This is a genomic window from Rhodococcus sp. UFZ-B548, from assembly GCF_903819475.1.
Classification (GTDB): Bacteria; Actinomycetota; Actinomycetes; order Mycobacteriales; family Mycobacteriaceae; genus Rhodococcus_F; species Rhodococcus_F erythropolis.
In genome coordinates this window covers 17,223-44,091 of sequence record NZ_CAIJDS010000001.1, presented here as the reverse complement: position 1 = coordinate 44,091, position 26,869 = coordinate 17,223, and the positions used below count along the sequence as shown (strand labels likewise).

Below are 26,869 nucleotides of genomic sequence, written 5' to 3'. Positions count from 1 at the left end.
ACAGTTGTCGAACGAGCCTCAGCCGGTATTCCCTGAATCGCCGAACAGCATTCCAGTCACCCGCCATTTCCGCGTCGGCAAGTAGGTATTCGCAGTTGTCCAACTGATCCTTCAAAGACATCATCAGAATTCACCTCCGATCACCCGAGCAAGTACCTGTCCAGGATGCGTCCGGCGACACCCCGCGGACATCGGCCGAAGTACCTGTTCAGGTACCTGCTTCGGTGCGCGGTGGAGGTTACTTCTTGACCGCAGGCGCTGGTAGCGGCATACCGCGCTCGGACAGGACGGCGCGGAGACGGTCGGGGAAATCGGTGATGATTCCGTCGACACCCAGGTCTATGAGGGCGTGCATGGTGGCGGGATCATCGACGGTCCACGGGATGACCTTCATGCCACGCGCATGTGCGCTCGCGATCATGTCGGCTGTCGGGTACAAGGCGAAGCCGGGGTCGCCGACCTTTCCACCCTGGGGAGTTCCTTGGACAGGGGAGTAGGCGGAGGCGCCGAAGGTTGCCACCGCCGCGATGCCGTCGCCACCGAAATCATCGATGTCCAGACCGCCGAGCCACGGTGACGCTCCGTCCTTGCCTACCTGGAGAAAGTCACCGTTGGTGAGCGCGACCACGGGCACACTCGGCGCGAGTTGACGGGTGAGCATGAGCGAGCCCCAGTCGAAGCTCTGAATGGTGACGCTGTCCAACAATCCGGCTGCCCGGATCGTATCGAGGACTACAGAGACGAACTGCTCACGCGGGGCGGTCTCGTGGGGCGCTCCCGCTTCCACCTTGGTCTCGATGTTGAGCTTGATTCCGGGTGCGTTGTACGACTTCACCAGAGCGAGCACTTCTTCGAGTGTCTGCATATTCGCTCCCGGAACATTTTGCTGCTCAGGGTATCCGGCAAGGGGGAGCGTGCCACAGTCCATGGTCTTGATCTGTTGCAGGCTCAGCGTGTTGACGAATTTGCCGACGTACGGGAACTCCGGGTCGCCGGTAGTGGCGGGCTCGGTGTCGAGGCATTTCTTGTTCGAGATCTTACGATCGTGCGTGACGACAGCGATCCCGTCTTCGGTGATCTGGGTATCGAGTTCCAGTGTGCTGACGCCCATTTCGAGAGCATTGGAGAACGCGGCCAGGCTGCTCTCCGTGTACAGGCCGAGCCCGCCGCGGTGGGCTTGGACGTCGAACGTCGAAACCGGCTGGGGTGCTGAACTACCGAACGAACCGGACCAGTCGAGACTGCCGGTTGGCGATGCGCCGGCCGGGGTCGCCAGGGCGGTGAGGGGGAGTGCGACGGTCACGGCGGCACACGACAATATTCTGCTCAGTTGCATGAAAGGAACGTAAGGGCGTCGAATGGCTCGCCGGGGTTCGTTAGGTAAACTAACGGTAAAGGTCAGGCTGCGTGAACGCGCTGCTCGACGCCGTTTGCCTGGACCTTCATCCACGACGCCAGAAGCTCGCACCCGGTCAGTCCGCTCTCGTCGAGAGGTTCGATCGCGTAGCTGATGTGTCTACCGCCGCGAGGGTTCTCCAGCTGAAAGCGGTTCAGGTTCAACCGCGTCGGCAGATAGCCGAGGACTTCGAGGAACGCGGTGCGAATGCGTCGTAGATCGGTGCGCCACTGTTTCGGACTGAAACGAGTCTTCTGCGCATTCTGGAAAGCATTGCTACGAAGTAGTTCCCAAACTTTTTGTGCCCACACGCGTGCCTGGGAGAAGGACATCCATCGCGTCAAGTCTGCGATGTCGCGAATGTAGCTGTCGTCGCTGGCATTACAGATCATGTCCTGTGGGTGCCCGATCCACTTGACCGGAATCCACGGCTGGACTTCGGGTCCGTCGCCGGCAACTCCGTGTCCCTCGCAACCTTCGATGACGCCGGTCGGTTGTTGTGGATCGGAGATCAGTCCGACTCCGATGATGTTGGCGCCGTTCAGCGTCGGAGAAGTCAAAGTCGGAAGAGCCGCGCGGATCACGGTGCATCCCTGTGAGTATCCGATCAGCATGACTGGGCCGTCTGTCTCTGCGATTGCGGTCGAGAGGGCCTTCACACCCATCGCGGTGCTGTGCCGAAAGCTCAGGCCGCCGTCGGCGACCGGGCCGTACGACGCGGGATAGGCGACCCAGCGAGAATCGAATCGACTGTCGAGTTCGTCGGTGACGGCACTGAGGAGTCCGCGCACACGGGTGCCGTGGTCGCCGACGTGGGATTCGCCGGTGCCGCCAACTGCAAGAACGGTTACCTCAGCCATGCCAGCGATGATCCACGTCAATTCTGAGAGGCCGGCATCCAAACCCTGAGAAGAGGCTGGCAATCCGTTGTGCTGCGAAATCGTTATCGAGCGAGCACCATTTACCCATGACGACGCCGAATCGTTCATCCAGGCGAAAAGTGTCCGTTGTCGGTGCGGGAAGCGTCGGCACTGCGATTGCGTACGCGTGCTTGATACGCGGATCAGCCGACGCGCTCGCCCTCTACGACACCAACAGTGCAAAGGTCCGCGCCGAAGTTCTCGATCTCAACCACGGCACCCAGTTCACACCGCCGTGCACCGTCGAGGGAGGTGATGACATCTCGGTCACCGCGGGATCCGACTTGGTCGTCGTCACCGCGGGCGCAAAACAGCATCCCGGCCAGTCGCGGCTCGAACTTGCCGCGGTGAACGTCAAGATTGCACAGACTCTGACCGAACAACTGTTGGCGGTGTCACCGGACGCGGTTCTACTCTTCGTCACCAACCCGGTCGACGTGGCGACCTACGCAGCGATCCAGGCTGCGGGACCGTCGTACCGCAGCCGAATTTTCGGATCGGGGACGGTGCTCGACACGGCCCGATTGCGATTCCTGCTGGCCACCGAACTCGGAGTCGCGGTCGAGAACGTCCATGCCTTCATCGTCGGCGAGCACGGGGACTCGAGATTCCGCTCTGGTCGAGCGCAACCATCGGCGGAGTGCCGGCCACCTCGTTCGTGGGACCGTCGGGCGGAGTCCTCGGCCCCGACTTACGCGCGAATGTCGCGAAGTCTGTGGTCGAGAGTGCCTACGAGATCATCGAAGGAAAGGGTGCGACCAACCTCGCCATCGGATTGTCGAGCGCATTCATCGCGGAAGTCGTGTTGCGGGACGAACAACGGGTTCTTCCGGTATCGACCTTGCAGACCGGTGTCCACGGACTCGATCTCGTTTGCCTGTCCCTTCCCACGATGGTTGGTCGCGCGGGTGCCGGTCGAGTCCTCGAGGTACCGCTTTCAGAAAAAGAGGCTTCGGGGCTCCGATCTTCTGCCCGTACATTGCGAGAGGTGCAGGAATCTCTGGGATTGTGAATATCTGTTCTGCTCGATATCCGACATATAGGATCAACAAATGATCAGCTTCCTGATTCGCGCCGCGATCTTCCTGGGTTCTGCCGCTGTCGGGCTTCTTGTTGCGTCGTTGATTCTTTCGGGCTTCTCGGCGCCCACATCCGGATTCATCGTTGCGGTCGTGATCTTTGCGATAGCGCAGTCGGTCCTGGCGCCGTTCATCGCGACAGTGGCAAAGCGCCACGCACCAGCATTTCTCGGCGGAATCGGATTGGTGTCGACGTTTGTCGCTCTGTTGGTGGCGTCGCTTTTCTCCAATCTGTCGATCTCCGGTGTCTCGACGTGGATTCTGGGAACAGTCGTCGTGTGGCTGGTAACAGCACTTGCGACGCTGGTGCTTCCGTTGTTGTTCGTGCGTAAGAAAGTTCAGGAGAAGAAGGCTCAGTGACGCGTCCGAACATCGGTATGGACTACGCAGTCCTGGACTGCCCGGATCCGGCTGCATTGGCCAACTTCTACGTCCAGGTCCTCGACTGGAAAAGCGTTCGGGACGAAGATGATTGGCACGTGATCGAAGGACCCGCCGGCGAGCGGCTCGCGTTTCAGCTTGCTCCGGATTTTGTTCCGGTCGACTGGCCGACATCCGGCGTCGGAATCCATCTGGATCTGCTCGTCGATTCTCTCGACCCCGTGGAGGCTTGGGTGATCAGCCTGGGTGCGCAGCGGGTGACCGGCATCCCGGAGCATCAGACTTTCCGCGTCTACCGCGACCCGGTCGGTCACCACTTCTGCCTGTGTCTGCGCGACTGAGTGTCGACTCGCCCCGATCTCGTCGACCGTGGATAATTCCGAACACTTGTCACGCCCGAGAATTGGAGATCGACGATGGCTTCGCAGAATTCCGACGAATTCCTGGTAGAACGTACGACGATCGTCAAGGCAGAAGCATCGGTCGTCTTCGCGTTGATCAACGATTTCCACCAGTGGACGCAGTGGTCGCCCTGGGAAGGTCTCGACCCGGCAATGCAGCGCACATACGCGGGTCCTGACGCGGGCGTCGGGGCTTCGTACGCCTGGGCCGGCAACAAGAAGGCAGGTTCCGGTTCGATGGTGATCACCGAATCCGTCCCAGACGAACGCGTAGTTTTGGACCTGGCCTTCCTCAAGCCGTTCAAGGCACAGAACGTCACCACCTTTCTCATCTCTCCGACTGCCGGTGCCTCTCCCAATGCCGGTGAAGTTCAGGTGACGTGGAAGATGACTGGAAAGAAGAATCTGTTCTTCAAGATCTTCGGTTTCATCTTCAGCATGGACAAGCTCGTCGGAAAGGATTTCGAGAAGGGCCTGTCCCAGCTGAAAGCTGCTGCCGAAAAGGGCTGACGAGCCGGTGGTACCGTCTCCCGGTGTTACGGATGACGCCCACCGATGCCCAAACCTTCTGGATTTCGGAGAAGATCCCCAACGATCAACTACTGCTCTACTGTTTCGACGGGCAGAGCCAGTCGATCGACGAGCTACGACGCTCGGTGGTGGAACGAGCGTCGCTCATTCCGGATCTCAATGTTCGGATTCGTGAATCACCGTGGCATCTCGACTATCCGCTCTGGGATCCCATGCCGGTCGATGCCTCGTTGGTGAGAGTGCATGAGCTGCCAGATGACTCGTGGCCATCGTGTATTCACGGAATCGAAAAGCTTCTCGAAAACCACGTCGACCCGCGTGAGTCCCCGTGGACGCTTCACCTGTTCCACGGCGTCACCGGCGCGCCGCGTTGTAGCGGCCCGGCTCTGATCGCAGTTCTGCAGGTCGCTCATTCTCTGGCGGACGGCAAGCGGGCGTCGGCGATTGCTCGCCAGCTGTTCTCGCCGCAACCGCCCGCAAAGCAGAAGACGGACGTGCGGCCCAGCGGATCAGCCGAGATTCTGGGCCGCGCCGCCTTGCGCCTGCCGGGTCAGCTCGTTTCGCTGTTCCGCGACGGACGGGCTGGGCACCGAGCGCAGTTACAGCTGCAGGCGGACACCGAATCGGGAGTTGTTGCGCCGCAGGCGGCGAGCCGTCCCAAGGTGCGCTCCAACATCCCGCCTGGACCTCACCGACTGGTGCGCATGGTCGTGCGGGACAGCGCAGATTTCCGTGGCGACGACGTATCCGTCACAGTCGGAGCGATGACAGCCATCTCGGTAGCGATGGCGAATTACCTCACCGAGCGAGACGGCTCGGTACCGCCGGAACTGGGAGCTGAGGTGACCATCGCCAAGGCGGGTACACCCACGGCGCGCAACCACTTCCGCAATGCAGGTGTCGGACTGTTCCCGGACGTCGATGATCTTCGTGAGCGAGCCCAACGGATAAAGGAGTCGATGGACGAGCGTCGCGCACGGGCATCCCATCCGTCCAGCGCAGCTTCGGATCTCGCGCTGAACGCGGTTCCCGGCCCGCTGGTCCGTTGGGGCGTGCAGCAATACGATTTCACGGCAGTGCCCGACGAGGTCACCGGCAACACCGTGGTGTCGAGTGTCGCGCGCGGTGACGCGGATCTGGTGCTCGGAGGCGGCGTCGTTCGGTTCACAGCGGGCTTCCCGAGTTTGTCACCGGTCATGTCGTTGACCCACGGCGTACACGGGATCGGGGACACGGTGACGATCAGCATCACCAGCAGTCCGGCCTCGATCGCGGGCATCGACGTGTACGAGCAGATGATGCACGACGCGATCGACGAGGTACGCGAAGCACTGTCGTGACGGCCTGATGTACTGGCAGCATGGGATTCACGCGCGCCGAACTGGAATCGTTCCGAGACGCCGAGATCGACGATCTGATCGGGCCGAATTGTCGTCTGTTGTTCGTCGGTATCAATCCGGGACTGTGGACGGCGGCGACCGGCGCGCATTTCGCCAGGCCGGGTAATCGGTTCTACCCGGCACTGCTGCGGGCAGGCATCATCGAGCGTCCGATCGATCCTTCCGCGGGTATGTCGGACGCCGATACGCAGCACCTGATCGATCGCGGCGTCGGTATCACCAATCTCGCCGTTCGCGCGACGGCCAGAGCCGACGAGTTGACGGCGGAGGAACTTGCCGCCGGGGGAGTGCGGGTGCGGGCGGTCGTGCGTGCGACAAAACCGAAAGTGGTTGCCTTCGCCGGAATCACCGCCTATCGCACTGCTTTCGCTGACAAACGAGCCAAAGCGGGGCGGCAGGATCAGCCTTTCGAAGATGCTGCTCTGTGGATCGTGCCCAATCCCAGTGGGCTGAACGCACACGAGACGGTGGATACGTTGGCCGCCAAATACCGTTCTGCTGCAGCCGAAGCCGGGATATTCTGACAGGAACTCTCAGTTCCGTTCGCCTGGAACGAAGTACGGGATAGAGTAGTCGTATGTCTGTTCTTTACAACGTCTTTGTAGTGATTCACCTACTCGGTATGGCTGCCCTGGTCGGTAGCTACTTCACCGTCCTCAAGGCTCCTTCGATCACCGAGGTCATGGTGTGGGGTGCCAGGATGCAGTTCGTGTCCGGCCTGATCATCGTCGGCTTGGGCGAAGGTGCGCTGGACAAGAACTACATTCACGCGAAAATCGCTGTGAAGCTGGTGCTTTCGCTGGTGATCGTGGCGCTGGCCGAGATCACCCGGGCGAAGCAGAAGAAGGGGCAACCCAATCCGAATCTGGTGCACGTCGTCGGCGGGTTGTCGATCGTGACCGTATTCGTGGCCGCGCTCTGGACCTGACAAAGACACAAACGAGCCCCGGCGATCGAAACTCGCCGGGGCTCTTTGCTGTTGACGCGTCTACAGGCCCGGACGCTTACCGATCGTCAGGGTCACTTCACCGGTATGGGCGAAGAAGTCGTTGCCCTTGTCGTCGACGACGATGAACGCGGGGAAGTCCTCGACGTCGATCTTCCAGACGGCTTCCATACCCAGTTCGGCGTACTCGAGGATGTCGACCTTCTTGATGCAGTCGAGTGCCAGACGAGCCGCCGGTCCACCGATCGATCCGAGGTAGAAACCTCCGTGGGTGTTGCAGGCGTCGGTAACCTGCTTGGAACGGTTTCCCTTGGCCAGCATGATCATCGAGCCACCGGCGGCCTGGAACTGCTCGACGTACGAGTCCATACGGCCGGCCGTGGTCGGGCCGAACGAACCGGACGCCATACCGTCGGGCGTCTTGGCTGGGCCGGCGTAGTACACCGGGTGATCCTTGAGGTACTGCGGCATCTCTTCACCTGCGTCGAGACGCTCTTTGATCTTGGCGTGCGCGATGTCGCGTGCCACGACGAGCGGACCGGTGAGCGACAGACGAGTCTTCACCGGGTGCTTGGAAAGCTCGGCGAGGATCTCGGCCATCGGCTTGGTGAGGTCGATCTTGACCGCAGCACCCTTGCCGGTACCCGAAATGCCATCGGTCTCTTCGTCGAGCTGAGCGTCCGTGACCTCGGGCAGGAGACGGCCCGGGTTGAATTCGAGCTGTTCCAGGAACACGCCCTCCGGCGTGATTTTGGCCTTCGCCTGTCGATCGGCCGAGCACGACACCGCAATGGCGACGGGCAATGAAGCGCCGTGGCGGGGGAGTCGAACGACGCGGACGTCGTGGCAGAAGTACTTACCGCCGAACTGTGCGCCGATGCCGATCTTCTGCGTGAGCTCGAAGACCTTCTTCTCGAGTTCGTGATCGCGGAAGCCGCGGCCCGTGATGGCGCCTTCGGTGGGGAGCTCGTCGAGGTAGTGTGCCGACGCGTACTTCGCCGTCTTCATCGCGAACTCGGCCGACGTGCCGCCGACGACGATTGCAAGGTGGTACGGCGGGCAGGCAGCGGTGCCGAGTGAGCGGATCTTCGCCTCGAGGAACTGCATCATCGAGTCGGGGTTCAGGATCGCTTTGGTTTCCTGGTACAGGTAGGACTTGTTGGCGCTGCCGCCGCCCTTGGCCATGAAGAGGAACTTGTACGAGTTCTCATGTCCGGCAGCAGTATCGGCGTACAGCTCGATCTGCGCGGGCAAGTTGTTGCCAGTGTTCTTCTCGTCCCACATCGTGATGGGGGCGTTCTGCGAGTAGCGCAGGTTCAGACGCGTGTAGGCGTCGTAGACACCGCGGGCAATGGACTTCTCGTCGTCGCCGGGGGTGAGTACGTGCTGTCCACGCTTGCCCATGACGATGGCGGTTCCGGTGTCCTGGCACATCGGCAGAACGCCGGCAGCGGCGATATTGGCGTTCTTGAGCAGATCGAGCGCGACGAACTTGTCGTTGTTCGACGCTTCGGGATCGTCGAGGATGCTCGCGAGCTGCGTCAGGTGATCCGTGCGCAGGTAATGAGAGATGTCGTGCAGCGCCGTTTCGGTCAGCAAGCGCATCGCTTCCGGCTCGACCTGCAGGAAGGTGCGACCGTCCGGTCCCTCGACTGTCGACACCCCTTCGGTGGTGAGCAATCGGTACTCGGTGGTGTCATCACCGATCGGCAACAGGTCCTCATAGAGGAAGTCGGCCATCATCTCTCCTGAACAAGGGTGCGTGCGAAGGTCGCATTCAGGTTATCGTTGGGGGTTTCCTTCTCCGAATCGGGGCGGGTGTGAGCTGGAATTATCCGGATGCCACTGGCTCGATCAAGATACTTCGACCAGTTCGGAGAGCTCGACGCCGCGAAATTCGGCAAGTATTTCGGCCTGCTCGGCCACTGCTGCACGGGCCGATCGTGACCACGTTCCCCACGGGGTGATCGCGACCTTCAGCTTCTTTCCGGACGCCCGCGGTCGCCACAGTCCGGTGATCGTGCCGCCGACCACCACCGTGCCCGGTCGCCCGAGGGTCGGCCACACCGTCTTCTGTGCGGCCGGATCGGGCACCAGGGTCTCCCGATCCTTGAGCTGTACATACGGATCGAAAGGCCCGAGCAAGCGCGTACTCGAATCGGAGGGGGAGCCGAGCAAGTCTTCGCGGTCTTGTTCGAGAATCCACCGCTTCTCGCCGTTCACCTCGATCTCCTCGGCATCGACGGGCCAGTGGGCTTTGACGTCCTTGACCGGAGCATCGAGAAACGACGCGACGTGAGCAGGAGTGGCGGGGCCGTAGAAGCGCAGATACCCGCGGATCACGTCGAAGCGGGGATCGGCGTCCGAACCTGAGGATGTGTACGGGCGTCGGCGCCAACCCGGAATGCGTTCGAGCACTGGGGGAGATGTGCTCGGCTGTAGCTCGAGGCCTGCCTGAAGTGCCGCGAGCCGGAACGGCATCTCGTACAGATGAGTGGCGTTGCACGGGCGGCAGAATCTCAGAAAGGGCTCGGTGACCCGCGTGGTCAATTGCGCGGACATCTCGCCCTTGACGGTTGGTTTCGAGACGATGTCCCGCATCGCAGTAGCAACTGTTTGCAGGGCACTCAGCGTCGGGATGCCGGCGGCCTTCAGGGGCCGATTCGCGTCGTAAATGCGCTTGGCTGCATCAGCCTCGCTGAACGGCGACGTGGCGACGGCGATGGCAGGCAGGTCGCCCCGACGGTAATAGTGGGGAGCGCCGCGCAACGTCCAGGCAAGAGCGAGCTCAGTGGCGTCACCGGCAGTCGTTCGGTCGAGTTGATGGCGGTGCCACCGGAAATTAGCTACCTGCGTGAGGGAGGTTGCGCTAGACATGATTTCAGTTTACTGGTGGGTAACCAAAGGATTTGGGGTGCTTGATCCATACGGCGACAGGATTGGTCGAATTCGACCGATTGGCCGGAATTTTTTCAGTAGCAGACCTTATTAGTCGAAATAATGACCCCATTGTCAGAATCCTTTGCCAACTGGTCGTACGTATGATTACTGTTACCCACGTCACGGATACATTACAGATGTGACGCAGCTGTCACAGCACTGTCGGGTGCTTTCGGCAGCTGACCTCTGACCTCTCAAGGAGATTCACATGGGTTCGATGGAATCGATTCTCGCCGCTGCCCTCGGTGGCTTGGGCTCGTTGTTTGCTGCTGATGGTCTTCTCGAAACGTTCATGGGTTCGGTTGAGACCAACCTCGGTAGCTTCGGCGGCTAAAAGTCTGGCCTCTTAGGGGTCTGCGTTCATCTGCTTCAGCTTGGCGTGCAAAGCGCCCACCAACATAGGAGTTCACATGGGTTCGCTCGACATCATCAAGATTCTGACCACGGGTTCGAGTGCGATTGGCACCGAGATCGTCAACCTGTTGACTTCGCTCAGCGGAGGAACCCCTCCGGCCTGATCGGAGGACTCTAGTTCCGAAAGGCTCACGCACTCGGTGTGTGAGCCTTTCCGCGTCGGTCAGGTCTAATTTTCCCGATCACGTCGGGTTTGCCTCTTTCAGCCGGTACCGTTCGAAAGGTTCCGCTGCCGAAGAGAGTGACCCGGATGATCGAGACTCGTGCTTTGCGAACGGTTTTCCGCGTCTTCGTGGCGTTGGCCACGGCAGTATGTGGGCTCCAGCTCCTCACGGCACCGGGTCACGCTCAGTCGGTGGACAGCAGGCTGGTCGACATCTCGGTGTACTCACCGTCGATGGGGCGCGACATTCCGTTGCAGGTCTTGCGGCCGGCTGATACCTCGACGCCCGCTCCGACGCTCTACCTACTCAATGGAGTGGACGGAGGAAAAGACGACGCGACGTGGTCGGTGCGGACCGATGCACCGAAGTTCTTCGCGGACAAGCACGTCAACGTGGTCACCCCTCTCGGTGGAGCATTCAGCTACTACACCGATTGGGAGCGGCCGGACCCCGGCCTCGCGAAATCCGGCAACAACAACGGGGTCAACATGTGGACCACGTTCCTGACGGAAGAACTACCGCCAGTCATTGATTCGACGTTCGGAACGACCGGCGAGAACGCACTTGCCGGCTTGTCGATGGCAGGCACGTCGGTACTGGATCTGGCTATGGCGGCGCCCGCGCTGTACAACAGTGTCGGGTCCTTCAGCGGGTGTGCGATGACGAGTCCAGGCATCGGTCAGGACTTCGTGAAACTCGTGGTCGCAGTGGGTGGTGGCAACGCGGAGAACATGTGGGGTCCGTACGATGGCCCGGGTTGGCCGGCTCACGATCCGGTTGTCAGCGCGGACAAGCTACCTCGAATCCCGATGTACATCACTACCGCAACCGGGATTCCGGGTCCGTACGACACGCTTGCCGATCCACGGATCGACAACGACGTCACAGATTTGGCGTTGCAGCTTGTACTCGGTGGCGGAATCGAGGCGGCAACTCACTACTGCACCACCCAGCTTGCGGACAGGACGAACGCATTGGGTATGAACAACATTCGCTACAACTTCAAGCCGGCAGGAACGCATTCATGGGGATACTGGGAAGACGACTTACACGACTCGTGGCCGATGATCGCCGCGTCGCTCGGCGTGTGAGGCCCCATCGAGCAAGCCTTCGAAGCGTCGTTCTCGTCGGCGCGCTCGCCTTGATTTCACTACTTGCGTTGCCCTCGACTGCGCTCGCCGACGAGACCCCGAAGATAACGAGTGTCACCGAACTGTCTTCGCGCTTGGTTCTTCTCGACGTCGCGAGTCCCGCCATGGGGCGCACCATGCAGGTGAAAGTACTGCTTCCTGCCGACCGCTCGGAACCGCGCGGGACGCTGTATCTCCTGGACGGCAATTCCGGGCAGATCGAAGAGAACAACTGGCTGGCTCCGGCTAACGGCGATATCGTCCCGTTCTTTGCCGACAAGAACGTGAACGTCGTACTCCCCATCGGTGGAACCGGCACCATGTACACCGATTGGCAGGAAGACCACCCGAAATTCGGTCGTCTGAAATGGGAGACGTTCCTGACGAAAGAACTTCCCTCACTGATCGACACGAGGTTCGCAACCAACGGGCACAACGCAATCGGCGGGATCTCGATGGGTGCAGAGGCCGCGCTGATCCTGGCCCAACGCTCGGCCGGGTTGTACGACGCGGTCGCGGGCTACAGCGGCTGCTACACAACCGTCGGAGGATTCGGCAAGGCGTTGACCGATCTTGTGGTCATCAACGGAAATGCCCGTTCGGAGCAGATGTGGGGTCCGGCCGGCAGTGAGGCTTGGCAAGAGCACGACATTTTCGCCAATGCCGACAAGCTGCGCGGCACCAAGGTGTATCTCGCCTCGGGATCGGGACTACCAGGCCCGCACGAAACTCTCGATACTCCTGCCCTGGGCCGGGTACTGGTCGTTGGCGGGGTCATGGAACTGGGATCGAACCTGTGCACCGACCAGATCACGCAGGTGTTGCGCGATCGCGGAGTCGATGTCACCCGCAGCGCTCAACCGGTGGGGACGCACGGTTGGCCGTACTGGCGCGACGAACTCGTTCGCTCCTGGCCGATGCTCGACTCTGCGTTGTCGGCTTGAGTAATTCCTTGCGATGAGTTTCCGCTTCGGGCCGGGTCTATAACCCTGTACACCTGATTCGTAACCTCATCGACAAGGACAGAACATGCCTTCCATCACTCCCTGTTTGTGGTTCGACAACCAAGCAGAAGAAGCAGCGAACTTCTACATCTCGGTGTTCGGTTCCGGGCAGATCCTGGGAATCGAAAGATACGTCGAGGGATCGCCTTCCGGAATGCCGGCGGGATCGGTGATGACCGTCAGCTTCGAGCTCGGCGGTCAGCGATTCACCGGATTGAACGGCGGACCGATGTTCACGTTCTCGGAAGCAGTGTCGTTCGAGATTCCGTGCGTCGATCAGGCTGAGGTCGATCACTACTGGTCCAGGCTGACCGAAGGTGGGGAAGAGGGCCCGTGCGGATGGGCCAAGGACAAGTTCGGATTGTCCTGGCAGGTAGTCCCGAATCGTCTTCTCGAACTGATGAAGGATCCGGATCGGGCCAAGGCACAACGCGCCACGGACGCGATGATGAAGATGAAGAAGATCGACATCGCGGAGCTCGAACGGGCCGCAGACGCGTCCTGAACACGTTCTGGCCGATGGGCGACAGCCTTCGTTAGCTGATGCTAGCCTTCCCTAATTCTCGCTGGAGCGTTGGAGGAGTGCTGGTAACCATGCGAATCAAAGTCTCTCGAATGAAGATTGCAGTCACCGCCTTGGCGGCCTCGCTCGCCGTCGCCGGGCTTGCCGGCTGCAGCAGCGACAGCGCTGACGCACCCGCGGAGGCGGGAGCAACCGTCTCGACCATGTTCGGCGACGTCGAGGTCCCGGCCAACCCGCAGCGCGTCGTCGCGCTCGGTTGGTCGGACGCCGAGACGGCACTTGCCCTCGGAACACAGCCGGTCGGTGTCGCGGACTGGATGGCGTTCGGTGGCAAGGGTGTCGGACCCTGGATTGCGGACGAGTTCACCACGGACCCGAAGATCCTCGGAACCATGGACCTGAGCATCGAGGACGTCATTGCTCTCGACCCGGACCTGATTTTGTGGACGAGAAGCGACAACACGCAGGCCACCTACGACAAGCTCAGCGCCATCGCGCCGACGGTCGGGCCGCCCCCGGGTCTGGCCACTGCGTACGGGACGACGGTCGAGCAGCAGACCGAACTCGTCGCGAAGGCTCTCGGCAAGGGAGCAGAAGGAAAGGCGCTACTGTCCGGCCTCGACGCCAAGTTCGACGCTGCAATTGCCGCCAATCCGAGTTTTGCGGGTAAGACAGCGGCCGTCGGCGCCTACAGTTCCGATGGTTACGGCGCGTACGTACCCGGCGACGCACGCGCAGACTTCATGACGCGCCTCGGCTTCACGATCCCGACGGCGATCACCGAAAAAGCCACCGGAAACTTCTACATCCCGGTCGCCAACGAGAACCTGAACTTGTTCGACGCGGATCTCACGGTTCTGTTTCCGATCTTCCTCGACAGCAGTGCGTTTGCGAACGATCCGCTGCTGCGCGCAATCCCGTCGGCCCAGGAGGGACATCTGTTGATCCTCGATGACCCGGCACTCGTCAATGCGTTCTCGAGTGGCTCGGTACCGGGGTTGACCTACGCAATCGACAACGCCGTTCCGAAGTTTGCGAGCACGCTCGGCGCCTGATCAGAGGTGTTTCGGGACCTGCCCGTCACTGTGAGCGTGTTCGCAAACAGTGGCGGGCAGTTCTCGTGCGTCAGTACACTGGAAAAAGTGAACTTTCAGCTAACGAGCGGCGGCCCAGTGGAGATCGCTCCAGTGGAGATCGAAGCGACCGCTCCTCGTTTTCCGCGGATGCATGCATACGTGGATATCGCTGTTGTGATCGTGGTGCTGGTGGGAACCAATCTGATCGCGCATTTCACCACCGCCTGGGCAAGCATCGCGACGGTACCCATCTCTGCTCTCGTCCTGTTGGCGCTCACCAAGCGCCGGGGAATGGGTTGGGCGGAATTGGGGCTGTCCCCTCGTGACCTGCGGCGAGGTTCGAAGTACGCGCTTGCTGCCGTCGGCCTGGTCCTGACCGTTGTCGCCGTCGGCGCTCTGCTTCCGCTCACACGTCCTTTCTTCATGGCGGATCGCTACGCCACTATTTCCGGCGCGATCATCGCGTCGATGATCGTGATCCCGCTGCAGACCGTCATTCCCGAAGAGTTGGCTTTCCGTGGCGTCCTGCACGGCACGTTGAACCGGGTCAGTGGATTCCGCGGCGTCGCCGCTGCCGGTTCTCTGATGTTCGGACTGTGGCATATCGCGTCGTCGATGGGTTTGACCAGTGGTAACGAAGGGCTGTCCGGCTTTCTCGGTACCGGAGTCGTCGGCCAGGTCGCCGGCATCCTCGGAGCTGTTCTCGCCACCGCTGCGGCCGGTCTCGTATTCACCTGGCTTCGTCATCGCAGCGGCAGCCTGATTGCGCCGATTGCTCTGCATTGGTCGTTGAATGGTGCAGGTGCACTGGCTGCGGCTCTTGTTTGGCATGCAACTCTTGCTTGATCCCAATATCTGACAAAAAGGACAGCATTCGCCGCGCGGCGCCGGGTAGTTTTGTGCTTTGCTCAGTAAGTGACGCACCTTCATCGAGGCCATGTCTTCCACATTTCCGGTCGTCCGACGGTTGAGGATGCGGCGCAGTCGCTCGTCTCGATCCCCGACGGCGTCTTGGCGATCGACGATGCCGGAACGATCGTCTACTGCGGAGAATTCGAATTGCTCCCCGGAGACCTCGCGGGCGGCGAAATTCACGATCATCGACCGGGTTTCCTGCTGCCCGGATTCGTAGATGCCCACATTCATTTCCCTCAGACCTACGCCGGCGATGCGTACGGCGGCGGCCAACTCCTCGAGTGGCTCGACCTGTGCGTCTTTCCCTCCGAATCGAGATTCGCTGATCCGGAGTTCGCCCAGCACGCTGCCGAGGCCTTCTGCGCTCGCCGAATCGCCACGGGAACCACGGCCGCGATGGTGTTCGGATCGGCCTTCCCGCATGCACAGGACGCGTTGTTCTCGGAAACTCTGAAACGCGGCCTTCGAGTGGCCAGCGGCCGCGGGATTCAGACCACCGGCCCGGCCTCCGCTGCCGCGCTGATCACCTCGGAAGAGGACGCGATCAGACTCACCCGCGAGGAGATCGACAAGTGGCACGCGGCTGACACCGGCGACGTGAACACCGCACTCATTCACGTTGCAGTGGTTCCCCGCTTCTCCCTCGCGGTGACAACACGGACGCTGAAAGACTTGGGGGAGCTGTACGACTCCGTCCGTGACAGGGGCGTCTACTTCCACAGTCACCTCAATGAGAACAATCGGCCCGGAACCGGCGAGGTCGCAACCACACTTGCCGAGTACGAGGTCGAGACCTATCTCGACACGTACGACGGCAAGTTCCTCCCCGGCTCACAGGTCGGCGGAAAGAGCTTTCTGGGTCCGCGCGCGATACTCGCGCACTCGGTGCACTGCCAGGACTCCGAACTCGCACGAATGGCCGAGACCGGAACCTCGATCGCACATTGCCCGACGTCCCAGCAGTTTCTCGGCTCAGGCACCATGCCGTGGAAGCGAACCGTTGCGTCAGGGGTCAACATCGCGATCGGATCGGACTTCGGCGGCGGCGACGAGTGCCTGCTCACCCGAGTCCTCGGCGACGCCTTCAAGGTTCATATCTCCGAAGCCGGCGACGACGGAGTGTCGATGCACCCCGCCGAACTGCTGTTCACCGGAACACTCGCCGGTGCTCGCGCGCTGGACATGGAGAACCGGATCGGTAACTTCGACGAGGGCAAAGAGGCCGACTTCCTGGTGATCGATCCCTCCGGGTGGCCGCCGCTCGCCGGGCTCGTCAACCACGGAACGCGTTCGGATGATCCGATACTCGCCCGCGACCAGACGCTCTTCGGCCTCCTGATGGCGATGCGCGAGCCCGCGATTGCGCACGTATACGTGCAAGGGCGCCGGGTGTCGGGCTGACGTGTCCGCAACCGCCATCACCGGGTATCACCGAACGAGTTCGGGATTCCGGGCGTGGGTCGAGCGTGCGGCCGAGACCGCCGGTCGATTCGACGGCTACCTGAGCTGTGGCATCAGTGATCAACCGGAACCGGTGTCGCACGGCATGTCTGTCACATTCGACAGTGCCGACGATCTTCACCGTTGGCTGGAGTCGAGTGATCGCCGCGATCTCGAAAGAGCTGCTGCGGCAACGGGAATTCTGGCACAGACGAGTGATCTGGTCCTCGTCGACGGAGTTCTGCCGCCGCCCGGTATCGGCGTGTACGACCACGTCGTCGTCGTGGGCAAGGAGAACGAGTTTCTGCGAACGCAACGCCACCTCATCGATCTCAGTTCGCGATTCTCCGGCTACGAGTCGGTGATGTTGTTGCGGTCGGTCACCGACTCCACCCAGTGGAAGTCCGTCCTTCGGTTCCGGACCGAGCAGCAATTGGCGGAGTGGATGGCGTCGCCCGAAAGGGCCGCGGCACTGCCGAAACTGCGAGCCGAGTTGGCCGAGGACTTCACCGAGACCACGCGGTCGACACCGTTCGGCACGATTCTGCGCACGGAGAACGGGCAGACCCGTGCGACGCCGAATTGGAAAACGGCGATGATCATCCTGCTCGTTCTCTATCCGACAGTGATGACGCTGTCACGATTTCTCGGTCCGCTGCTCGACGGAATCGGAGCGCCGCCGTGGCTGTCGATGTGGTTGAGCCAGATAGTCAGCGTCGGCGCCATGACGTGGTTCCTGATGCCGACGGTCACCAGGTGGTTCCGCCACTGGCTCGACCCGGTCGACGGCGCCGTTCCCCGCACCAACTGGCGCGGTGTCGCAGCGGTAATTGCGGTGTACGTCGTGACTCTGACGCTCTTCGCCTCCGTGAAGTGGCTGCAGTTCTGGGACTACTTCGACTGAATCCGGCCTCGGCGGAAGTAGTTGAGCGGTCCGAAGAAGTTGACGAAGATGATCGCCGCCCACTTCTTCTTACTGCCGTTGACCGTATTGGCAGGGCGTCGCGCCAGGTCGGTCCACGCTGCGATCGCCAACAGGGACTGAATCGTTGCGAGCAGGGAGACGACGCGGCGCTGCGCGGGTGACAGCTCACTCCAGGATTTCTTTTTTGTGAGGTTCATGAACTCCACTGTGCCCTCGAACGTCCAATCGGTGTCGAGATCTGGTTGTTATCGGTGCCCCGAGTTCCTCATATCAGTGTGAATAGCGTCACCATGATGACCGATAGGTACGGTCCCGCGCCCCGTCGGGGCGGTCGTTTTCAGCGTAAAGATCTCGCTAACTGAAGTTTGGGCTGAAAATTTGCGCACATCCTCGGGATGCAATGTGTCCGAGAGGGGGAGATTCGGCACCGATTTGCAAGTAAGAGACGTTGAGGGCGAATCTCTCAGGGCGGGGAAGTCGAGCGTTCCGAACTTGCAACCACGGTACAGCTGTGATGCTGCGCGATAACTGTTCTCGGGAACCATGTTCGAATCTTGTCAGGAATGCGCCATATGTCGACAAATTGTTCACCCTGACTGGTTGTTACCTGTGGATATGAGGTCAGTTGAGCGGGCGTGAAATGTAACGTCCCGGACACATTTGGTGTCGTAAAAGTAACGGAAGGGCTCTAGTGTTAGCCCCGGCAGCCAGCCAGTGGCCCGCCATCACGGACAGTTCATCACTGACAGGAGCAACATCAATGCCTACTATCGGTTTCGGCGACATCTCAGACTTCCTCGGCGCTTTCGCTGACCTCTTCGGATTCCTCGACTTCATCTCCGGAAGCGTTGAAGGCCTGTCGGCAGAGTAAGTCCCGCAGAGCAAGAAGTGCCCCCGAGCCTGTGGCTCGGGGGCACTTCTCTGTTTCGTCGAGCTGTGTGGTGGAGCGGGCGCTGAGCCCATTTGTCGCAAATGTGGCTCATGTTGGCCAAGTGCATGGCGGGGATGATGTGACTGTGGTGGAATGCGAGCGAAAGAAGATAGCTTGCCTGCCCGCCACTTCCAGCGGGACACGCCGATGATCGGAGCTTTGTGCACGTCTCGCGAAGAAACCTCTTCAAGTACGCAGCTGCTGGATCGGCAGCTGCCGGACTCGCTGCATTGAGCGGTACGACGTCGGTGGCCAATGCCGGTTCACTAGGGACCCTGCTCGATTACGCCGCCGGTGTGCCGTCGGCTCAGGCAATCAAGGCCGCCGGGTATGCAGGCGCCATTCGATATGTCTCGGACAGGCGCCCGGGAGCCGATTGGATGGTCGGCAAGCCCGTACTGGCGCGGGAAACCGACGCGTTGACGGCGGCCGGACTCCAAGTCGTTTCCTGCTATCAATTCGGCAAGGGCGGAACGGCGGACTGGCGCGGGGCTCGCGAGGCAGGCAAGCGTCATGCTTCCCGTGGCCTCGAACTACACGCTGCGGCCGGTGGGCCGTCCGGTCGGCCGATTTACGCGTCGATCGACGACAACCCGACCAGTACCGAAATCACCACCCTGATCGCGCCGTACCTCGAGGGGTGGGCCTCGGTCGTCGGCAACGGAGCACTCGGTATCTACGGAAATACTCGCGTGATCGACGCAATGATCAGCGCCGGCGTCGGAACCTGGTTCTGGCAGCACAACTGGGGGTCGCCCGCAGGATATGTGCACCCGAGGGCAAACCTGCACCAGTTCGAGATCGACAAGCGCAAGGTCGACGGCGTGGGCGTGGATCTGAACTCGATCCTCACTCGCGACTACGGCCAGTGGTCGTTGGCCGGTGCGGTCGGTCCGGTCCAGCCCGTCGGATCCTCGTTGCCGACAGGATCTATCGCACCATAGCGCCGAATTTGGCGAGCCAGGCCTTGGCGTCATCGGGGAGGGTGCCCGCCGCTTCGGCGGCGAGGCACCATGCTTTTGCCATCGACAGGAAGTTCATCGGGTTGTAGGCGTCTTCTTCGCGAGACCACAATCCGTTGCCGGCGTAATGCAGGATCGTGATGTTGGCGGCTCCGTGCTTGGATCCGTCGCCCGGATCCTCCATCGGGTTATCGATCTCGCACACGATCCATCCGCGCTGCTCGTCGACGACGAACCAGTTGGCCGGGAATTCGGTCATGCGGTGCCCCGGGAACTCTGTCATCGTGCGAGTGACCCACTTGCGTACAGCCTCTCGGCCATTGAGGGTGCCGAAAGCGTGTTCCACGTAGACGACGTCCTCGGTGAACATGTCCGCGAAGGCGTTCCAATCGCCGGAACGAGTGCACTCGACAACGGTGTTCTGGTACCCCGCGAAGGCGTCTTCGAGTTCGGTACGCGTCCAGGTCATGAAAGGCTCCTCGGGTAGTGGTCGCCTCAAATTAGAACACGTTGCAGAATTGATTGTCGGCGATTCGATGCAGACGAGTTCTGCGGTACCGTCGTTGACGGGTCGGGGACCCAATATGTGAGAGGGCAACGCGTGGATACCATCATCAGTTTCATCTACACACTTTTGTCGAAGTTGCAGACTGGCAGCATCGAAGGCTCTTCGGAGAAGTGAGTCCGCTGCCGGGTTGATTCCCTTACGTGACTTTCTGTTTGGGAATCAATCCGGCGAACACCATCGTCACAACGGCGGCTGCGATGGAAATCAGGAACGTGGCACGAAACGCCTCGAACGAGGGGATCACTGCGGTGCCGACGGTGATGGTCATTCCGGCCAGAACGACGCTCACGATCGCGGCAGACGTCGATGTGCCGATCGATCGCATCAAGGAGTTCAGTCCATTTGCGGCCGCAGATTCCGTGATGGGCACAGCGCCCATGATGAGGGCGGGCATCGCCGAGTACGCCAGTCCGACGCCTGCGCCGATGATCATTCCGGCAGCGGAGACCTGCCACACGCTCGAAACCGTGAAATACGCAAAGGTGTAACCCAATCCGATTATCAGCGCGCCAAGCATCAGCGTGATTCGCGGGCCTTGCCACGCCGAAATTCGAGCGGACACAGGTGAGAGTGCCATCATGACGAGTCCACCGGGAGCCAGCGCGAGTCCTGCTGCGACCATGGACAATCCGAGTCCGTAGCCGGTGGATGTCGGTGCCATGAGGAGTTGGGGGAGCGTCAAAGAGTGGCCGTACATGGCAAATCCGACGGCGATCGACGCGAAGTTGGTGAAGAGAACCTGCGGCCGGGCCGATACTCGGAGGTCCACTAGAGGTGCGTTGCGTCGAAGCTCCCACCATCCCCAAACCAGGAAGCTGAGGGCGGATACGCCCAAGAGCCCGAGCGTTTTTGCGTCGCCCCATCCCCAAGTCCCGCCTTTGGTGATGGGCAGCAGCAGAGTGATCAGGCCGACTGTGAGGCCGAGGGCTCCGACGAAGTCGAAACGGCCCGGGCGTCGTACCGTTGATTCGGGAATGACGAACGCAACAAGTGCGACGCAGATCAATCCGAGTGCCGCCGCAGTGACGAAGAGGAAGTGCCAGTTGGCATGCTGAGCGATCACCGCGGCGATGGGCAATCCGATCGCACCACCGACGCCGAGGGTGGCGCTCATGACCGCCATTGCCCCGGCTACCTTTTTCGGCGGCAGTACATCGCGAATGATGGCTATGCCCAATGGAATCGCCCCGATAGATGCTCCTTGAAGTGCACGTCCGATAATGAGCACCACGAGTGAAGGTGCGATCGCGCAGATGGCCGAGCCCAGAACGACCAATCCGAGGCTGACGAGCAGCATTCGCTTCTTGCCGAACATGTCGCCGAGCCGCCCGCTGATCGGCGTGATCACCGCGGCAGCGAGGAGTGTGGCGGTGACCGCCCACGAGGTGTCGGTGGGGGTGGAATTCAGTAGGTGAGGCAACTGCGGGATGATCGGGACTACCAGTGTCTGCATCAGCGCGACGACGATTCCGCACAGCCCGAGGACTGTGAGCACGGGACCCGAAGGTGCGTAGTTCGTGACCGTGGTTTTCTTGTCCGGGGATTTCTCGTCGACGTTCGACGAATCTGCGTGCACGGACATGCGGCTCCCGCCATGGATTGTTCTGATTTGGTGCGTTCGCCCCAATGTGCACGCTACACATCGTGTGTATTCTGCACAATATGAGTATGGATCGAGAACCCGAACTGGTGAACATCGAGTACGAGTTGACCCTGCTCTCGCGTTACCACGCGCTGGCTCAAAGAGCCGAACTTCTTCTGGACCGGTCCGCGTATCTGTTGCTCGGACGACTGGAATTGCAGCAGCCCATGAGCCTCAAGGAACTCTCTTGTGCTTTCTCGCTCGACATTTCGACCATCAACCGGCAGATCGGCGCTCTGAGGCGGCAGGGTCTGGTGGAGCGGGTGGAGGATCCGGACGGTGGGCTGGCTCGAAAAGTTCGGCCGACGGCGCAGGGTCTGGCGAAACTCCGTGCAGACCGCGCACATTCGACAGCAGGAGTCGCAAAGGCGCTGCGTGAGTGGACGCCGGAGCAGCGCTTCGCGCTCGGTGACCTACTGCGGCAATTCAATACCTCGGTCGAGTCCTTGGAAGGCCGCGAATGGCCGCGACCGAATCAGGTCTGAGAGTGCGAGACGGACCGCAGTGATCGGTCCGGATCGCTCGAATCCGATTCCGGCGCAATGACAACAAGTTTCGGATGTTCCTCGGGGGCGGTGTGATTTCCCCGCCAGGAAAGCAGTGACCAGCGTGAGAGACCGGACAGTGCCGACCCGAGGCTGGCGAACGAGCCCGAACTCAGCACCGATGCCGTAGACCCGATGCTCCCGATCGAAAGGAAAGAGCCGACGCTACCGATCGAGAGAATCGAGTACGCCGATCCGATCGAGAGAATGGACCCCTCGGATCGGATGGACAGTATCGATCGACTCGACTTGTGAGACCGTATCGACTGGTCGTCTGGGCTCGATGCCTTGTCTGGACGGCCATGCGTGATATCCACTCGTAGATGTCCCATCTATCGGGTCTATCAGGGTGATCGGAGATGCAAAAGGGACCCGCCGGAATTCGGCGGGTCCCTTTCATAAGACTTCGATCAAGCGACCGCGAACATACCCACGGTCGGGAGGAAGCTGCAGGTGATGCGATCTGCGCCTTCCGGCTGGGTGGTCAGCGAACCGCTGATCACCGAGAGGACGCGTCCCGGACCCGTATCGGCAATAGCCGACAAGGTGGCGGGACCATCCGGGTTGATGCGCGACGCGTTGGTCAGGTTCTGGGTGGCGCTGCGCTGGTTGTCGATGTTGACCCACGTCACGGTCATCGGCACCGGCTGGTCGTCGACGGCGGGAGCCGTACCGAGAGCGGTGAAGACGAACCCGGCCTGACCGGCAGCGGGGCCGGGAGGGGGCAGGTGAGCCGGGCCCGGAACAGCAAGCGCGGTTCCGACCGAATCGGCGGTGGCCGAGATGCAGCCCTTGCCAAGCGTCGGGTAGAGGAACTGCGCGATGACGGGGGCGTTCTCGTTCGGGATTTCCGGTCCGCCGCCGCCGCTGCCGTCGAGGAAGGTGATGACCTTCTCGAGGGTGGCTTTGATCTCGGGCGGAATGCCGGGAGAGTTCAGGATCGCGCGAGCTTGGTCGAGCAACGCTTGCTGCGGGCCGCCGGCGACGTCAGCCGGACCTGCAGCGGCGCCGATGATGGCGGGCGCAAACGATGCGAGGAACTCGATCGGCACACTTTCGGGTGCGGGCGGTGCTGCCGGATCGGCCATTGCCTGTGCCGGCAATGCCAGTCCTGCTACTGCGGCAATAGCGACGGCGGTGAACGCCTTTCGCATACCTCGGGTTCGAAGCACTGTTTCCCCATCCTTAGTCATACCGCGCGGGCGCCTAGGCGAGCTCCGCGTTTGACGGCTCGAGGGGTCACTCTATGTACAGAGCCCCCGGGTTGTACAGCTGTTCAGTTGCTGAGCAGCTACGCACCGGGGGGAGTCTATGGCATGACCGGCCTCGATCGTGATTTACGGCGACCATACCTGTGACTGAAGTGATCTATGTGAAAGTTGATGCAACTGTTACGTCAGATTGCGAGGTTTGTTTACTCGGAGATCAGTCGAAACGGACCGAATCGTCGACGAGTACGTCAATTCGACGGGCAAGGTCGAAGTCCAGTTCCGTGAGACCGCCCGCCGAGTGTGTCGAAAGCGTGTACGTGACCTTTCGCCAGCGAACGTCGATGTCAGGATGATGATCTGCGGCCTCGGCGACAGCCGCGATGCGTTGAAGAAGCGCGATCGCATCCGGGAAAGTCGCGGAATCGACGGTACGAGTGATCGAGCCCGGCGACAGCTGCCAGGCCGGCAGTTCGTCGAGAGCGCTTTGGATCGCGGAGTCGGACAACAAAGTGGCCATACTCCATCATGGTGCGATGAGTGATGTGCCTGCAAGGGATCGCGAAGTTGTCGCCGGTGCGATCTTCCGTGGGGGAAGGCTGCTCCTCGCGCAGCGGACGAGTCCGCCGGCGTTGGCCGGTCGCTGGGAACTGCCGGGCGGGAAGGTCGAGGAGTTCGAAACGCCGCAGGCTGCGTTGGCCCGCGAGTTGCGCGAGGAGCTTGCGGTAGAGGTTCGATGCGGAACAAGAATCGGCGTCGACGTGCAACTGTCGGCCGGGTTGGTCCTGCGGGCGTACCGGGCGGAGTTGGTGTCCGGCGAACCGGTCGCGCTCGACCACGCTCAGTTGGCATGGGTCGATGCCGAAGAACTCTTGTCGATGGATCTGGTCGACAACGATCGAGCCTGGATCCCCGAATTGCTCGAGGAGTTGAGGGCGCTTACGCCGCGCGGGCCTTCTTGAGACCGGCTTTCAGTTCCTTCTTGGATGCGCCCTCGTTCTCGAGCTTCTTCATCCGCATGATGACGACGGGGCACTTGATGCACCGTGTCTTCTTCCGGCAGCACTTCTTTTTCGGCTTGAGCTTCGAGACCTTGCTTGCCTTGATTTTTCCCATGTGACGCTGCGGCTTTCCTGTTTCACTACGGCGGAGAGCCCGCTCTTGGAACGAGGTTAGCGTACCCTTAAATACCCTGTTTCTCCAGGTCGTAATCCTACTCGCTTCAGCGTGGTGCAGATCACTATTGGCTGGTGGGGGCGGTGATAGAGGCCGCACAATGCAGGAGTATCCGCTCGGAGCGAGTAGTATTTACTAGGCCGCGGTGCCTATTCAGGCGATTCGTGCCCTGATTCGGATCACACACTCGTGCAGCGGCCACCAGAAGAGCCGTGCGACTTGACTTTCGCGTGGCCGAATCAACTCAGCCAGGAGAGCCATCGCGTGACCACCACCAGCTTCCGTAACGTTGCCATCGTCGCACACGTCGACCACGGCAAGACCACCCTCGTCGACGCCATGCTTCGTCAGTCCGGCGCGTTCGAGGAGCGCGCCGAGCTGGTCGATCGCGTCATGGACTCCGGCGACCTAGAACGCGAGAAGGGCATCACGATCCTCGCGAAGAACACCTCGGTGCACAAGCGCAACGAGGATGGTTCGGTCACCGTCATCAACGTCATCGACACCCCGGGCCACGCCGATTTCGGTGGCGAGGTCGAGCGCGGTCTGTCCATGGTCGACGGCGTCGTCCTGCTCGTCGATGCGTCCGAGGGCCCGCTTCCGCAGACGCGTTTCGTGCTGCGTAAGGCACTTGCTGCCTCACTGCCTGTCATCTTGGTTGTCAACAAGACCGATCGTCCCGATGCTCGCATCGAAGAGGTTGTCTCCGAGGCTCAGGACTTGCTCCTGGACCTCGCGTCCGATCTCTCCGACGAGGCCGCCGAAGCTGCCGAGCTTGCGCTCGGGCTGCCAGTTCTCTACGCCTCCGGCCGCGAGGGCAAGGCTTCGACGGTGCAGCCCGAGAACGGTCAGGCTCCCGACGCCGAGGACCTCACCGCTCTGTTCCAGGTTCTGATGGAGTACGTCCCGGCCCCCAAGGGCACGGTCGACGCGCCGCTTCAGGCTCACGTCACCAACCTCGACGCGTCGGCATTCCTCGGTCGCCTCGCGCTGGTTCGCATCCACAACGGCGAGCTGCGCAAGGGCCAGACCGTGTCCTGGTGCCGCGAGGTCGACGGCGAGCCCGTCATCACCAAGACCAAGATCACCGAACTGCTCACCACCATCGGTGTCGAGCGTGTTCCCGCCGAGGTTGCGCTTGCCGGCGATATCTGCGCTGTTGCGGGTTTCCCGGACATCATGATCGGCGACACGCTCGCCGACCTCGACAACCCGGTTGCGCTGCCTCGCATCACTGTCGATCAGCCGGCTATCTCGGTCACGATCGGTACCAACACCTCACCGCTGGTCGGCCGCGTCAAGGGTCACAAGCTCACCTCGCGCATGGTCAAGGCTCGCCTGGACCAGGAGCTGGTCGGTAACGTCTCGCTCAAGGTCCTCGACATCGGACGTCCCGATGCCTGGGAGGTCCAGGGTCGTGGAGAGCTCGCGCTCGCCATCCTCGTCGAGCAGATGCGTCGCGAAGGCTTCGAACTGACCGTCGGAAAGCCGCAGGTGGTCACTCAGACTGTCGACGGTAAGATCCACGAGCCTTTCGAAGAGCTGACCATCGACAGCCCCGAGGAGTACCTCGGTGCCATCACTCAGCTTCTGGCCAACCGCAAGGGCAAGATGGTTCAGATGTCGAACCACGGTCAGGGCTGGGTTCGTATGGAGTTCATCGTTCCTTCGCGTGGTCTTATCGGCTTCCGTACGGAATTCCTCACGGATACCCGCGGAACCGGCATCGCCAACGCCGTCTTCGACGGGTACGGCCCCTGGGCCGGCGAGATTCGTGCACGCCACACCGGTTCTCTCGTGTCGGACCGTTCCGGCACAGTGACGCCGTTCGCCATGATCCAGCTGGCTGACCGCGGAACCTTCTTCGTCGAGCCCGGCGCAGACACCTACGAGGGTCACGTCGTCGGTATCAACCCCCGTCAGGAAGACCTCGACATCAACGTCACCCGCGAGAAGAAGCTGACCAACATGCGTCAGTCGTCCGCAGACGTGATGGAGACCCTCGCGAAGCCCATCAAGCTCGAGCTCGAAGCGGCCATGGAATTCTGCTCCGGCGACGAGTGCGTCGAGGTCACCCCCGAGGACGTCCGCGTCCGCAAGGTGCATCTCAATGCAACCGAGCGCGCTCGCGAGCGTTCGCGTAGCAAGTCTCGCGACAAGGCTGCTCTGTAGTCTTTCGTCGGTTACCACCTGACAGGCGGATGTGCCTTTCAGCCGAGTTTTCGGCGGAAAGGTACATTCGCCTTCATGGT

General features: G+C 61.3%; 29 protein-coding genes and 1 pseudogene. 19 read left to right on the top strand and 11 right to left on the bottom strand.

The features are described 5' to 3' along the window. Positions 1-238: 238 nt before the first annotated feature. A complete protein-coding gene (locus tag H7C86_RS00220; protein WP_259348991.1) occupies positions 239-1,303 on the bottom strand; it encodes a glycerophosphodiester phosphodiesterase family protein in 1,065 nt (354 codons plus the stop codon). A gap of 95 nt (positions 1,304-1,398) precedes the next feature. Next, complete coding sequence (locus H7C86_RS00215; RefSeq protein WP_031333681.1) at positions 1,399-2,256, bottom strand: PE-PPE domain-containing protein; 858 nt, start codon at positions 2,254-2,256, stop codon at positions 1,399-1,401. Positions 2,257-2,363: 107 nt separating this feature from the next. Here H7C86_RS00215 and H7C86_RS00210 point away from each other — a divergent pair. The 7 genes and pseudogenes from H7C86_RS00210 (at position 2,364) to H7C86_RS00180 (ending at position 7,036) form a co-directional block, all read left to right on the top strand. Then, positions 2,364-3,328 (top strand): annotated as a pseudogene (locus H7C86_RS00210) (L-lactate dehydrogenase). Positions 3,329-3,368: 40 nt separating this feature from the next. Next, positions 3,369-3,755, top strand: a complete 387-nt coding sequence (locus H7C86_RS00205; protein ID WP_019744552.1) for a phage holin family protein — start codon at positions 3,369-3,371, stop codon at positions 3,753-3,755. Next, positions 3,752-4,117: a VOC family protein gene (locus H7C86_RS00200; protein ID WP_182260901.1), complete on the top strand. Its 366-nt coding sequence runs from the start codon at positions 3,752-3,754 to the stop codon at positions 4,115-4,117. Before H7C86_RS00205 ends, H7C86_RS00200 begins: the two co-directional genes overlap by 4 nt. A 75-nt stretch (positions 4,118-4,192) precedes the next feature. Then, complete coding sequence (locus H7C86_RS00195) at positions 4,193-4,687, top strand: SRPBCC family protein (RefSeq protein WP_042952474.1); 495 nt, start codon at positions 4,193-4,195, stop codon at positions 4,685-4,687. 32 nt (positions 4,688-4,719) lie between these two features. Then, positions 4,720-6,048: a WS/DGAT domain-containing protein gene (locus tag H7C86_RS00190; RefSeq protein WP_182260900.1), complete on the top strand. Its 1,329-nt coding sequence runs from the start codon at positions 4,720-4,722 to the stop codon at positions 6,046-6,048. 20 nt (positions 6,049-6,068) lie between these two features. Further along, positions 6,069-6,632, top strand: coding sequence for a mismatch-specific DNA-glycosylase (locus tag H7C86_RS00185; RefSeq protein ID WP_047270329.1), 564 nt, complete (start codon positions 6,069-6,071; stop codon positions 6,630-6,632). Between the two features lie 53 nt (positions 6,633-6,685). After that, the gene (locus H7C86_RS00180) at positions 6,686-7,036 is read left to right on the top strand and encodes a hypothetical protein (RefSeq protein ID WP_003945214.1); all 351 of its coding nucleotides are present in this window, start codon (positions 6,686-6,688) and stop codon (positions 7,034-7,036) included. Between the two features lie 60 nt (positions 7,037-7,096). Here H7C86_RS00180 and H7C86_RS00175 read toward each other — a convergent pair whose 3' ends face one another. Continuing rightward, positions 7,097-8,794: a fumarate hydratase gene (locus H7C86_RS00175; RefSeq protein ID WP_182261050.1), complete on the bottom strand. Its 1,698-nt coding sequence runs from the start codon at positions 8,792-8,794 to the stop codon at positions 7,097-7,099. Between the two features lie 114 nt (positions 8,795-8,908). Then, positions 8,909-9,931, bottom strand: a complete 1,023-nt coding sequence (locus H7C86_RS00170) for a winged helix DNA-binding domain-containing protein (RefSeq protein WP_182260899.1) — start codon at positions 9,929-9,931, stop codon at positions 8,909-8,911. A gap of 271 nt (positions 9,932-10,202) precedes the next feature. On the opposite strand from H7C86_RS00170, the gene H7C86_RS37115 reads away from it, so the two are divergent. The 8 genes from H7C86_RS37115 (at position 10,203) to H7C86_RS00135 (ending at position 17,564) form a co-directional block, all read left to right on the top strand. Continuing rightward, entirely contained in the window at positions 10,203-10,328 is a 126-nt protein-coding gene (locus H7C86_RS37115; protein WP_257898927.1) for a hypothetical protein, read from the top strand. 330 nt (positions 10,329-10,658) lie between these two features. Then, complete coding sequence (locus H7C86_RS00165; protein WP_182260898.1) at positions 10,659-11,663, top strand: alpha/beta hydrolase family protein; 1,005 nt, start codon at positions 10,659-10,661, stop codon at positions 11,661-11,663. Next, positions 11,660-12,646, top strand: coding sequence for an alpha/beta hydrolase family protein (locus tag H7C86_RS00160; RefSeq protein ID WP_020908496.1), 987 nt, complete (start codon positions 11,660-11,662; stop codon positions 12,644-12,646). The genes H7C86_RS00165 and H7C86_RS00160 overlap by 4 nt, the downstream gene beginning before the upstream one ends. 85 nt (positions 12,647-12,731) lie before the next feature. Further along, positions 12,732-13,211, top strand: a complete 480-nt coding sequence (locus H7C86_RS00155; RefSeq protein WP_007726307.1) for a VOC family protein — start codon at positions 12,732-12,734, stop codon at positions 13,209-13,211. Between the two features lie 110 nt (positions 13,212-13,321). Next, positions 13,322-14,284 carry an iron-siderophore ABC transporter substrate-binding protein gene (locus H7C86_RS00150; protein WP_259348990.1) on the top strand — a complete coding sequence of 321 codons (963 nt, stop codon included), beginning with the start codon at positions 13,322-13,324 and terminating at the stop codon, positions 14,282-14,284. Between the two features lie 168 nt (positions 14,285-14,452). Beyond that, entirely contained in the window at positions 14,453-15,151 is a 699-nt protein-coding gene (locus H7C86_RS00145; protein ID WP_020908494.1) for a CPBP family intramembrane glutamic endopeptidase, read from the top strand. 69 nt (positions 15,152-15,220) lie between these two features. After that, positions 15,221-16,621, top strand: a complete 1,401-nt coding sequence (locus tag H7C86_RS00140) for an amidohydrolase family protein (protein WP_182260896.1) — start codon at positions 15,221-15,223, stop codon at positions 16,619-16,621. Position 16,622: 1 nt separating this feature from the next. Beyond that, positions 16,623-17,564 carry an antibiotic biosynthesis monooxygenase gene (locus H7C86_RS00135; RefSeq protein ID WP_020970233.1) on the top strand — a complete coding sequence of 314 codons (942 nt, stop codon included), beginning with the start codon at positions 16,623-16,625 and terminating at the stop codon, positions 17,562-17,564. Here the strand turns inward: H7C86_RS00135 and H7C86_RS00130 are convergent. Then, the gene (locus H7C86_RS00130) at positions 17,552-17,782 is read right to left on the bottom strand and encodes a hypothetical protein (RefSeq protein ID WP_182260895.1); all 231 of its coding nucleotides are present in this window, start codon (positions 17,780-17,782) and stop codon (positions 17,552-17,554) included. The two genes, H7C86_RS00135 and H7C86_RS00130, sit on opposite strands and share 13 nt — an antisense overlap. Positions 17,783-18,677: 895 nt before the next feature. On the opposite strand from H7C86_RS00130, the gene H7C86_RS00125 reads away from it, so the two are divergent. Next, complete coding sequence (locus H7C86_RS00125) at positions 18,678-19,460, top strand: DUF1906 domain-containing protein (protein WP_020908491.1); 783 nt, start codon at positions 18,678-18,680, stop codon at positions 19,458-19,460. Here H7C86_RS00125 and H7C86_RS00120 read toward each other — a convergent pair. Beyond that, positions 19,447-19,947: a nuclear transport factor 2 family protein gene (locus H7C86_RS00120; protein WP_007726289.1), complete on the bottom strand. Its 501-nt coding sequence runs from the start codon at positions 19,945-19,947 to the stop codon at positions 19,447-19,449. The genes H7C86_RS00125 and H7C86_RS00120 overlap by 14 nt on opposite strands. 235 nt (positions 19,948-20,182) lie before the next feature. Beyond that, on the bottom strand, positions 20,183-21,628 hold the full coding sequence (locus tag H7C86_RS00115; protein WP_060939502.1) for an MFS transporter: 1,446 nt from the start codon (positions 21,626-21,628) through the stop codon (positions 20,183-20,185). A gap of 86 nt (positions 21,629-21,714) precedes the next feature. Between H7C86_RS00115 and H7C86_RS00110 the strand changes: the two genes are divergently transcribed. Continuing rightward, the gene (locus H7C86_RS00110) at positions 21,715-22,173 is read left to right on the top strand and encodes a MarR family winged helix-turn-helix transcriptional regulator (protein WP_078377383.1); all 459 of its coding nucleotides are present in this window, start codon (positions 21,715-21,717) and stop codon (positions 22,171-22,173) included. Here H7C86_RS00110 and H7C86_RS37110 read toward each other — a convergent pair. The 3 genes from H7C86_RS37110 to H7C86_RS00100 form a co-directional block, all read right to left on the bottom strand. Then, positions 22,164-22,565, bottom strand: coding sequence for a hypothetical protein (locus tag H7C86_RS37110; protein ID WP_223257892.1), 402 nt, complete (start codon positions 22,563-22,565; stop codon positions 22,164-22,166). The two genes, H7C86_RS00110 and H7C86_RS37110, sit on opposite strands and share 10 nt — an antisense overlap. Positions 22,566-22,643: 78 nt before the next feature. Continuing rightward, positions 22,644-23,387, bottom strand: coding sequence for a hypothetical protein (locus tag H7C86_RS00105; protein WP_029255827.1), 744 nt, complete (start codon positions 23,385-23,387; stop codon positions 22,644-22,646). Positions 23,388-23,658: 271 nt separating this feature from the next. After that, positions 23,659-23,961 (bottom strand): 4a-hydroxytetrahydrobiopterin dehydratase, encoded by a 303-nt coding sequence (locus H7C86_RS00100; RefSeq protein ID WP_029255826.1) that lies wholly within the window; start codon positions 23,959-23,961, stop codon positions 23,659-23,661. Positions 23,962-23,977: 16 nt separating this feature from the next. Here H7C86_RS00100 and H7C86_RS00095 point away from each other — a divergent pair, with 16 nt between their 5' ends. Next, positions 23,978-24,403 carry a (deoxy)nucleoside triphosphate pyrophosphohydrolase gene (locus H7C86_RS00095; protein WP_024487314.1) on the top strand — a complete coding sequence of 142 codons (426 nt, stop codon included), beginning with the start codon at positions 23,978-23,980 and terminating at the stop codon, positions 24,401-24,403. Here the strand turns inward: H7C86_RS00095 and H7C86_RS00090 are convergent. After that, on the bottom strand, positions 24,381-24,557 hold the full coding sequence (locus H7C86_RS00090) for a hypothetical protein (RefSeq protein ID WP_019744526.1): 177 nt from the start codon (positions 24,555-24,557) through the stop codon (positions 24,381-24,383). The genes H7C86_RS00095 and H7C86_RS00090 overlap by 23 nt on opposite strands. 324 nt (positions 24,558-24,881) lie before the next feature. Between H7C86_RS00090 and typA the strand changes: the two genes are divergently transcribed. Continuing rightward, positions 24,882-26,789: a translational GTPase TypA gene (gene typA, locus H7C86_RS00085; protein WP_019744525.1), complete on the top strand. Its 1,908-nt coding sequence runs from the start codon at positions 24,882-24,884 to the stop codon at positions 26,787-26,789. Positions 26,790-26,869 lie beyond the last annotated feature (80 nt).

Bases quoted from the DNA above. Each gene is read 5' to 3' on its own strand.
- H7C86_RS00215 (WP_031333681.1), bottom strand. From the start codon at position 2,256: ATGGCTGAGGTAACCGTTCTTGCAGTTGGCGGCACCGGCGAATCCCAC.
- H7C86_RS00205 (WP_019744552.1), top strand. From the start codon at position 3,369: ATGATCAGCTTCCTGATTCGCGCCGCGATCTTCCTGGGTTCTGCCGCT.
- H7C86_RS00195 (WP_042952474.1), top strand. From the start codon at position 4,193: ATGGCTTCGCAGAATTCCGACGAATTCCTGGTAGAACGTACGACGATC.
- H7C86_RS00190 (WP_182260900.1), top strand. From the start codon at position 4,720: ATGACGCCCACCGATGCCCAAACCTTCTGGATTTCGGAGAAGATCCCC.
- H7C86_RS00185 (WP_047270329.1), top strand. From the start codon at position 6,069: ATGGGATTCACGCGCGCCGAACTGGAATCGTTCCGAGACGCCGAGATC.
- H7C86_RS00180 (WP_003945214.1), top strand. From the start codon at position 6,686: ATGTCTGTTCTTTACAACGTCTTTGTAGTGATTCACCTACTCGGTATG.
- H7C86_RS00175 (WP_182261050.1), bottom strand. From the start codon at position 8,794: ATGGCCGACTTCCTCTATGAGGACCTGTTGCCGATCGGTGATGACACC.
- H7C86_RS00170 (WP_182260899.1), bottom strand. From the start codon at position 9,931: ATGTCTAGCGCAACCTCCCTCACGCAGGTAGCTAATTTCCGGTGGCAC.
- H7C86_RS37115 (WP_257898927.1), top strand. From the start codon at position 10,203: ATGGGTTCGATGGAATCGATTCTCGCCGCTGCCCTCGGTGGCTTGGGC.
- H7C86_RS00165 (WP_182260898.1), top strand. From the start codon at position 10,659: ATGATCGAGACTCGTGCTTTGCGAACGGTTTTCCGCGTCTTCGTGGCG.
- H7C86_RS00155 (WP_007726307.1), top strand. From the start codon at position 12,732: ATGCCTTCCATCACTCCCTGTTTGTGGTTCGACAACCAAGCAGAAGAA.
- H7C86_RS00150 (WP_259348990.1), top strand. From the start codon at position 13,322: ATGAAGATTGCAGTCACCGCCTTGGCGGCCTCGCTCGCCGTCGCCGGG.
- H7C86_RS00145 (WP_020908494.1), top strand. From the start codon at position 14,453: ATGCATGCATACGTGGATATCGCTGTTGTGATCGTGGTGCTGGTGGGA.
- H7C86_RS00130 (WP_182260895.1), bottom strand. From the start codon at position 17,782: ATGAACCTCACAAAAAAGAAATCCTGGAGTGAGCTGTCACCCGCGCAG.
- H7C86_RS00120 (WP_007726289.1), bottom strand. From the start codon at position 19,947: ATGACCTGGACGCGTACCGAACTCGAAGACGCCTTCGCGGGGTACCAG.
- H7C86_RS00115 (WP_060939502.1), bottom strand. From the start codon at position 21,628: ATGTCCGTGCACGCAGATTCGTCGAACGTCGACGAGAAATCCCCGGAC.
- H7C86_RS00110 (WP_078377383.1), top strand. From the start codon at position 21,715: ATGGATCGAGAACCCGAACTGGTGAACATCGAGTACGAGTTGACCCTG.
- H7C86_RS37110 (WP_223257892.1), bottom strand. From the start codon at position 22,565: ATGGGACATCTACGAGTGGATATCACGCATGGCCGTCCAGACAAGGCA.
- H7C86_RS00105 (WP_029255827.1), bottom strand. From the start codon at position 23,387: ATGCGAAAGGCGTTCACCGCCGTCGCTATTGCCGCAGTAGCAGGACTG.
- H7C86_RS00100 (WP_029255826.1), bottom strand. From the start codon at position 23,961: ATGGCCACTTTGTTGTCCGACTCCGCGATCCAAAGCGCTCTCGACGAA.
- H7C86_RS00095 (WP_024487314.1), top strand. From the start codon at position 23,978: ATGAGTGATGTGCCTGCAAGGGATCGCGAAGTTGTCGCCGGTGCGATC.
- H7C86_RS00090 (WP_019744526.1), bottom strand. From the start codon at position 24,557: ATGGGAAAAATCAAGGCAAGCAAGGTCTCGAAGCTCAAGCCGAAAAAG.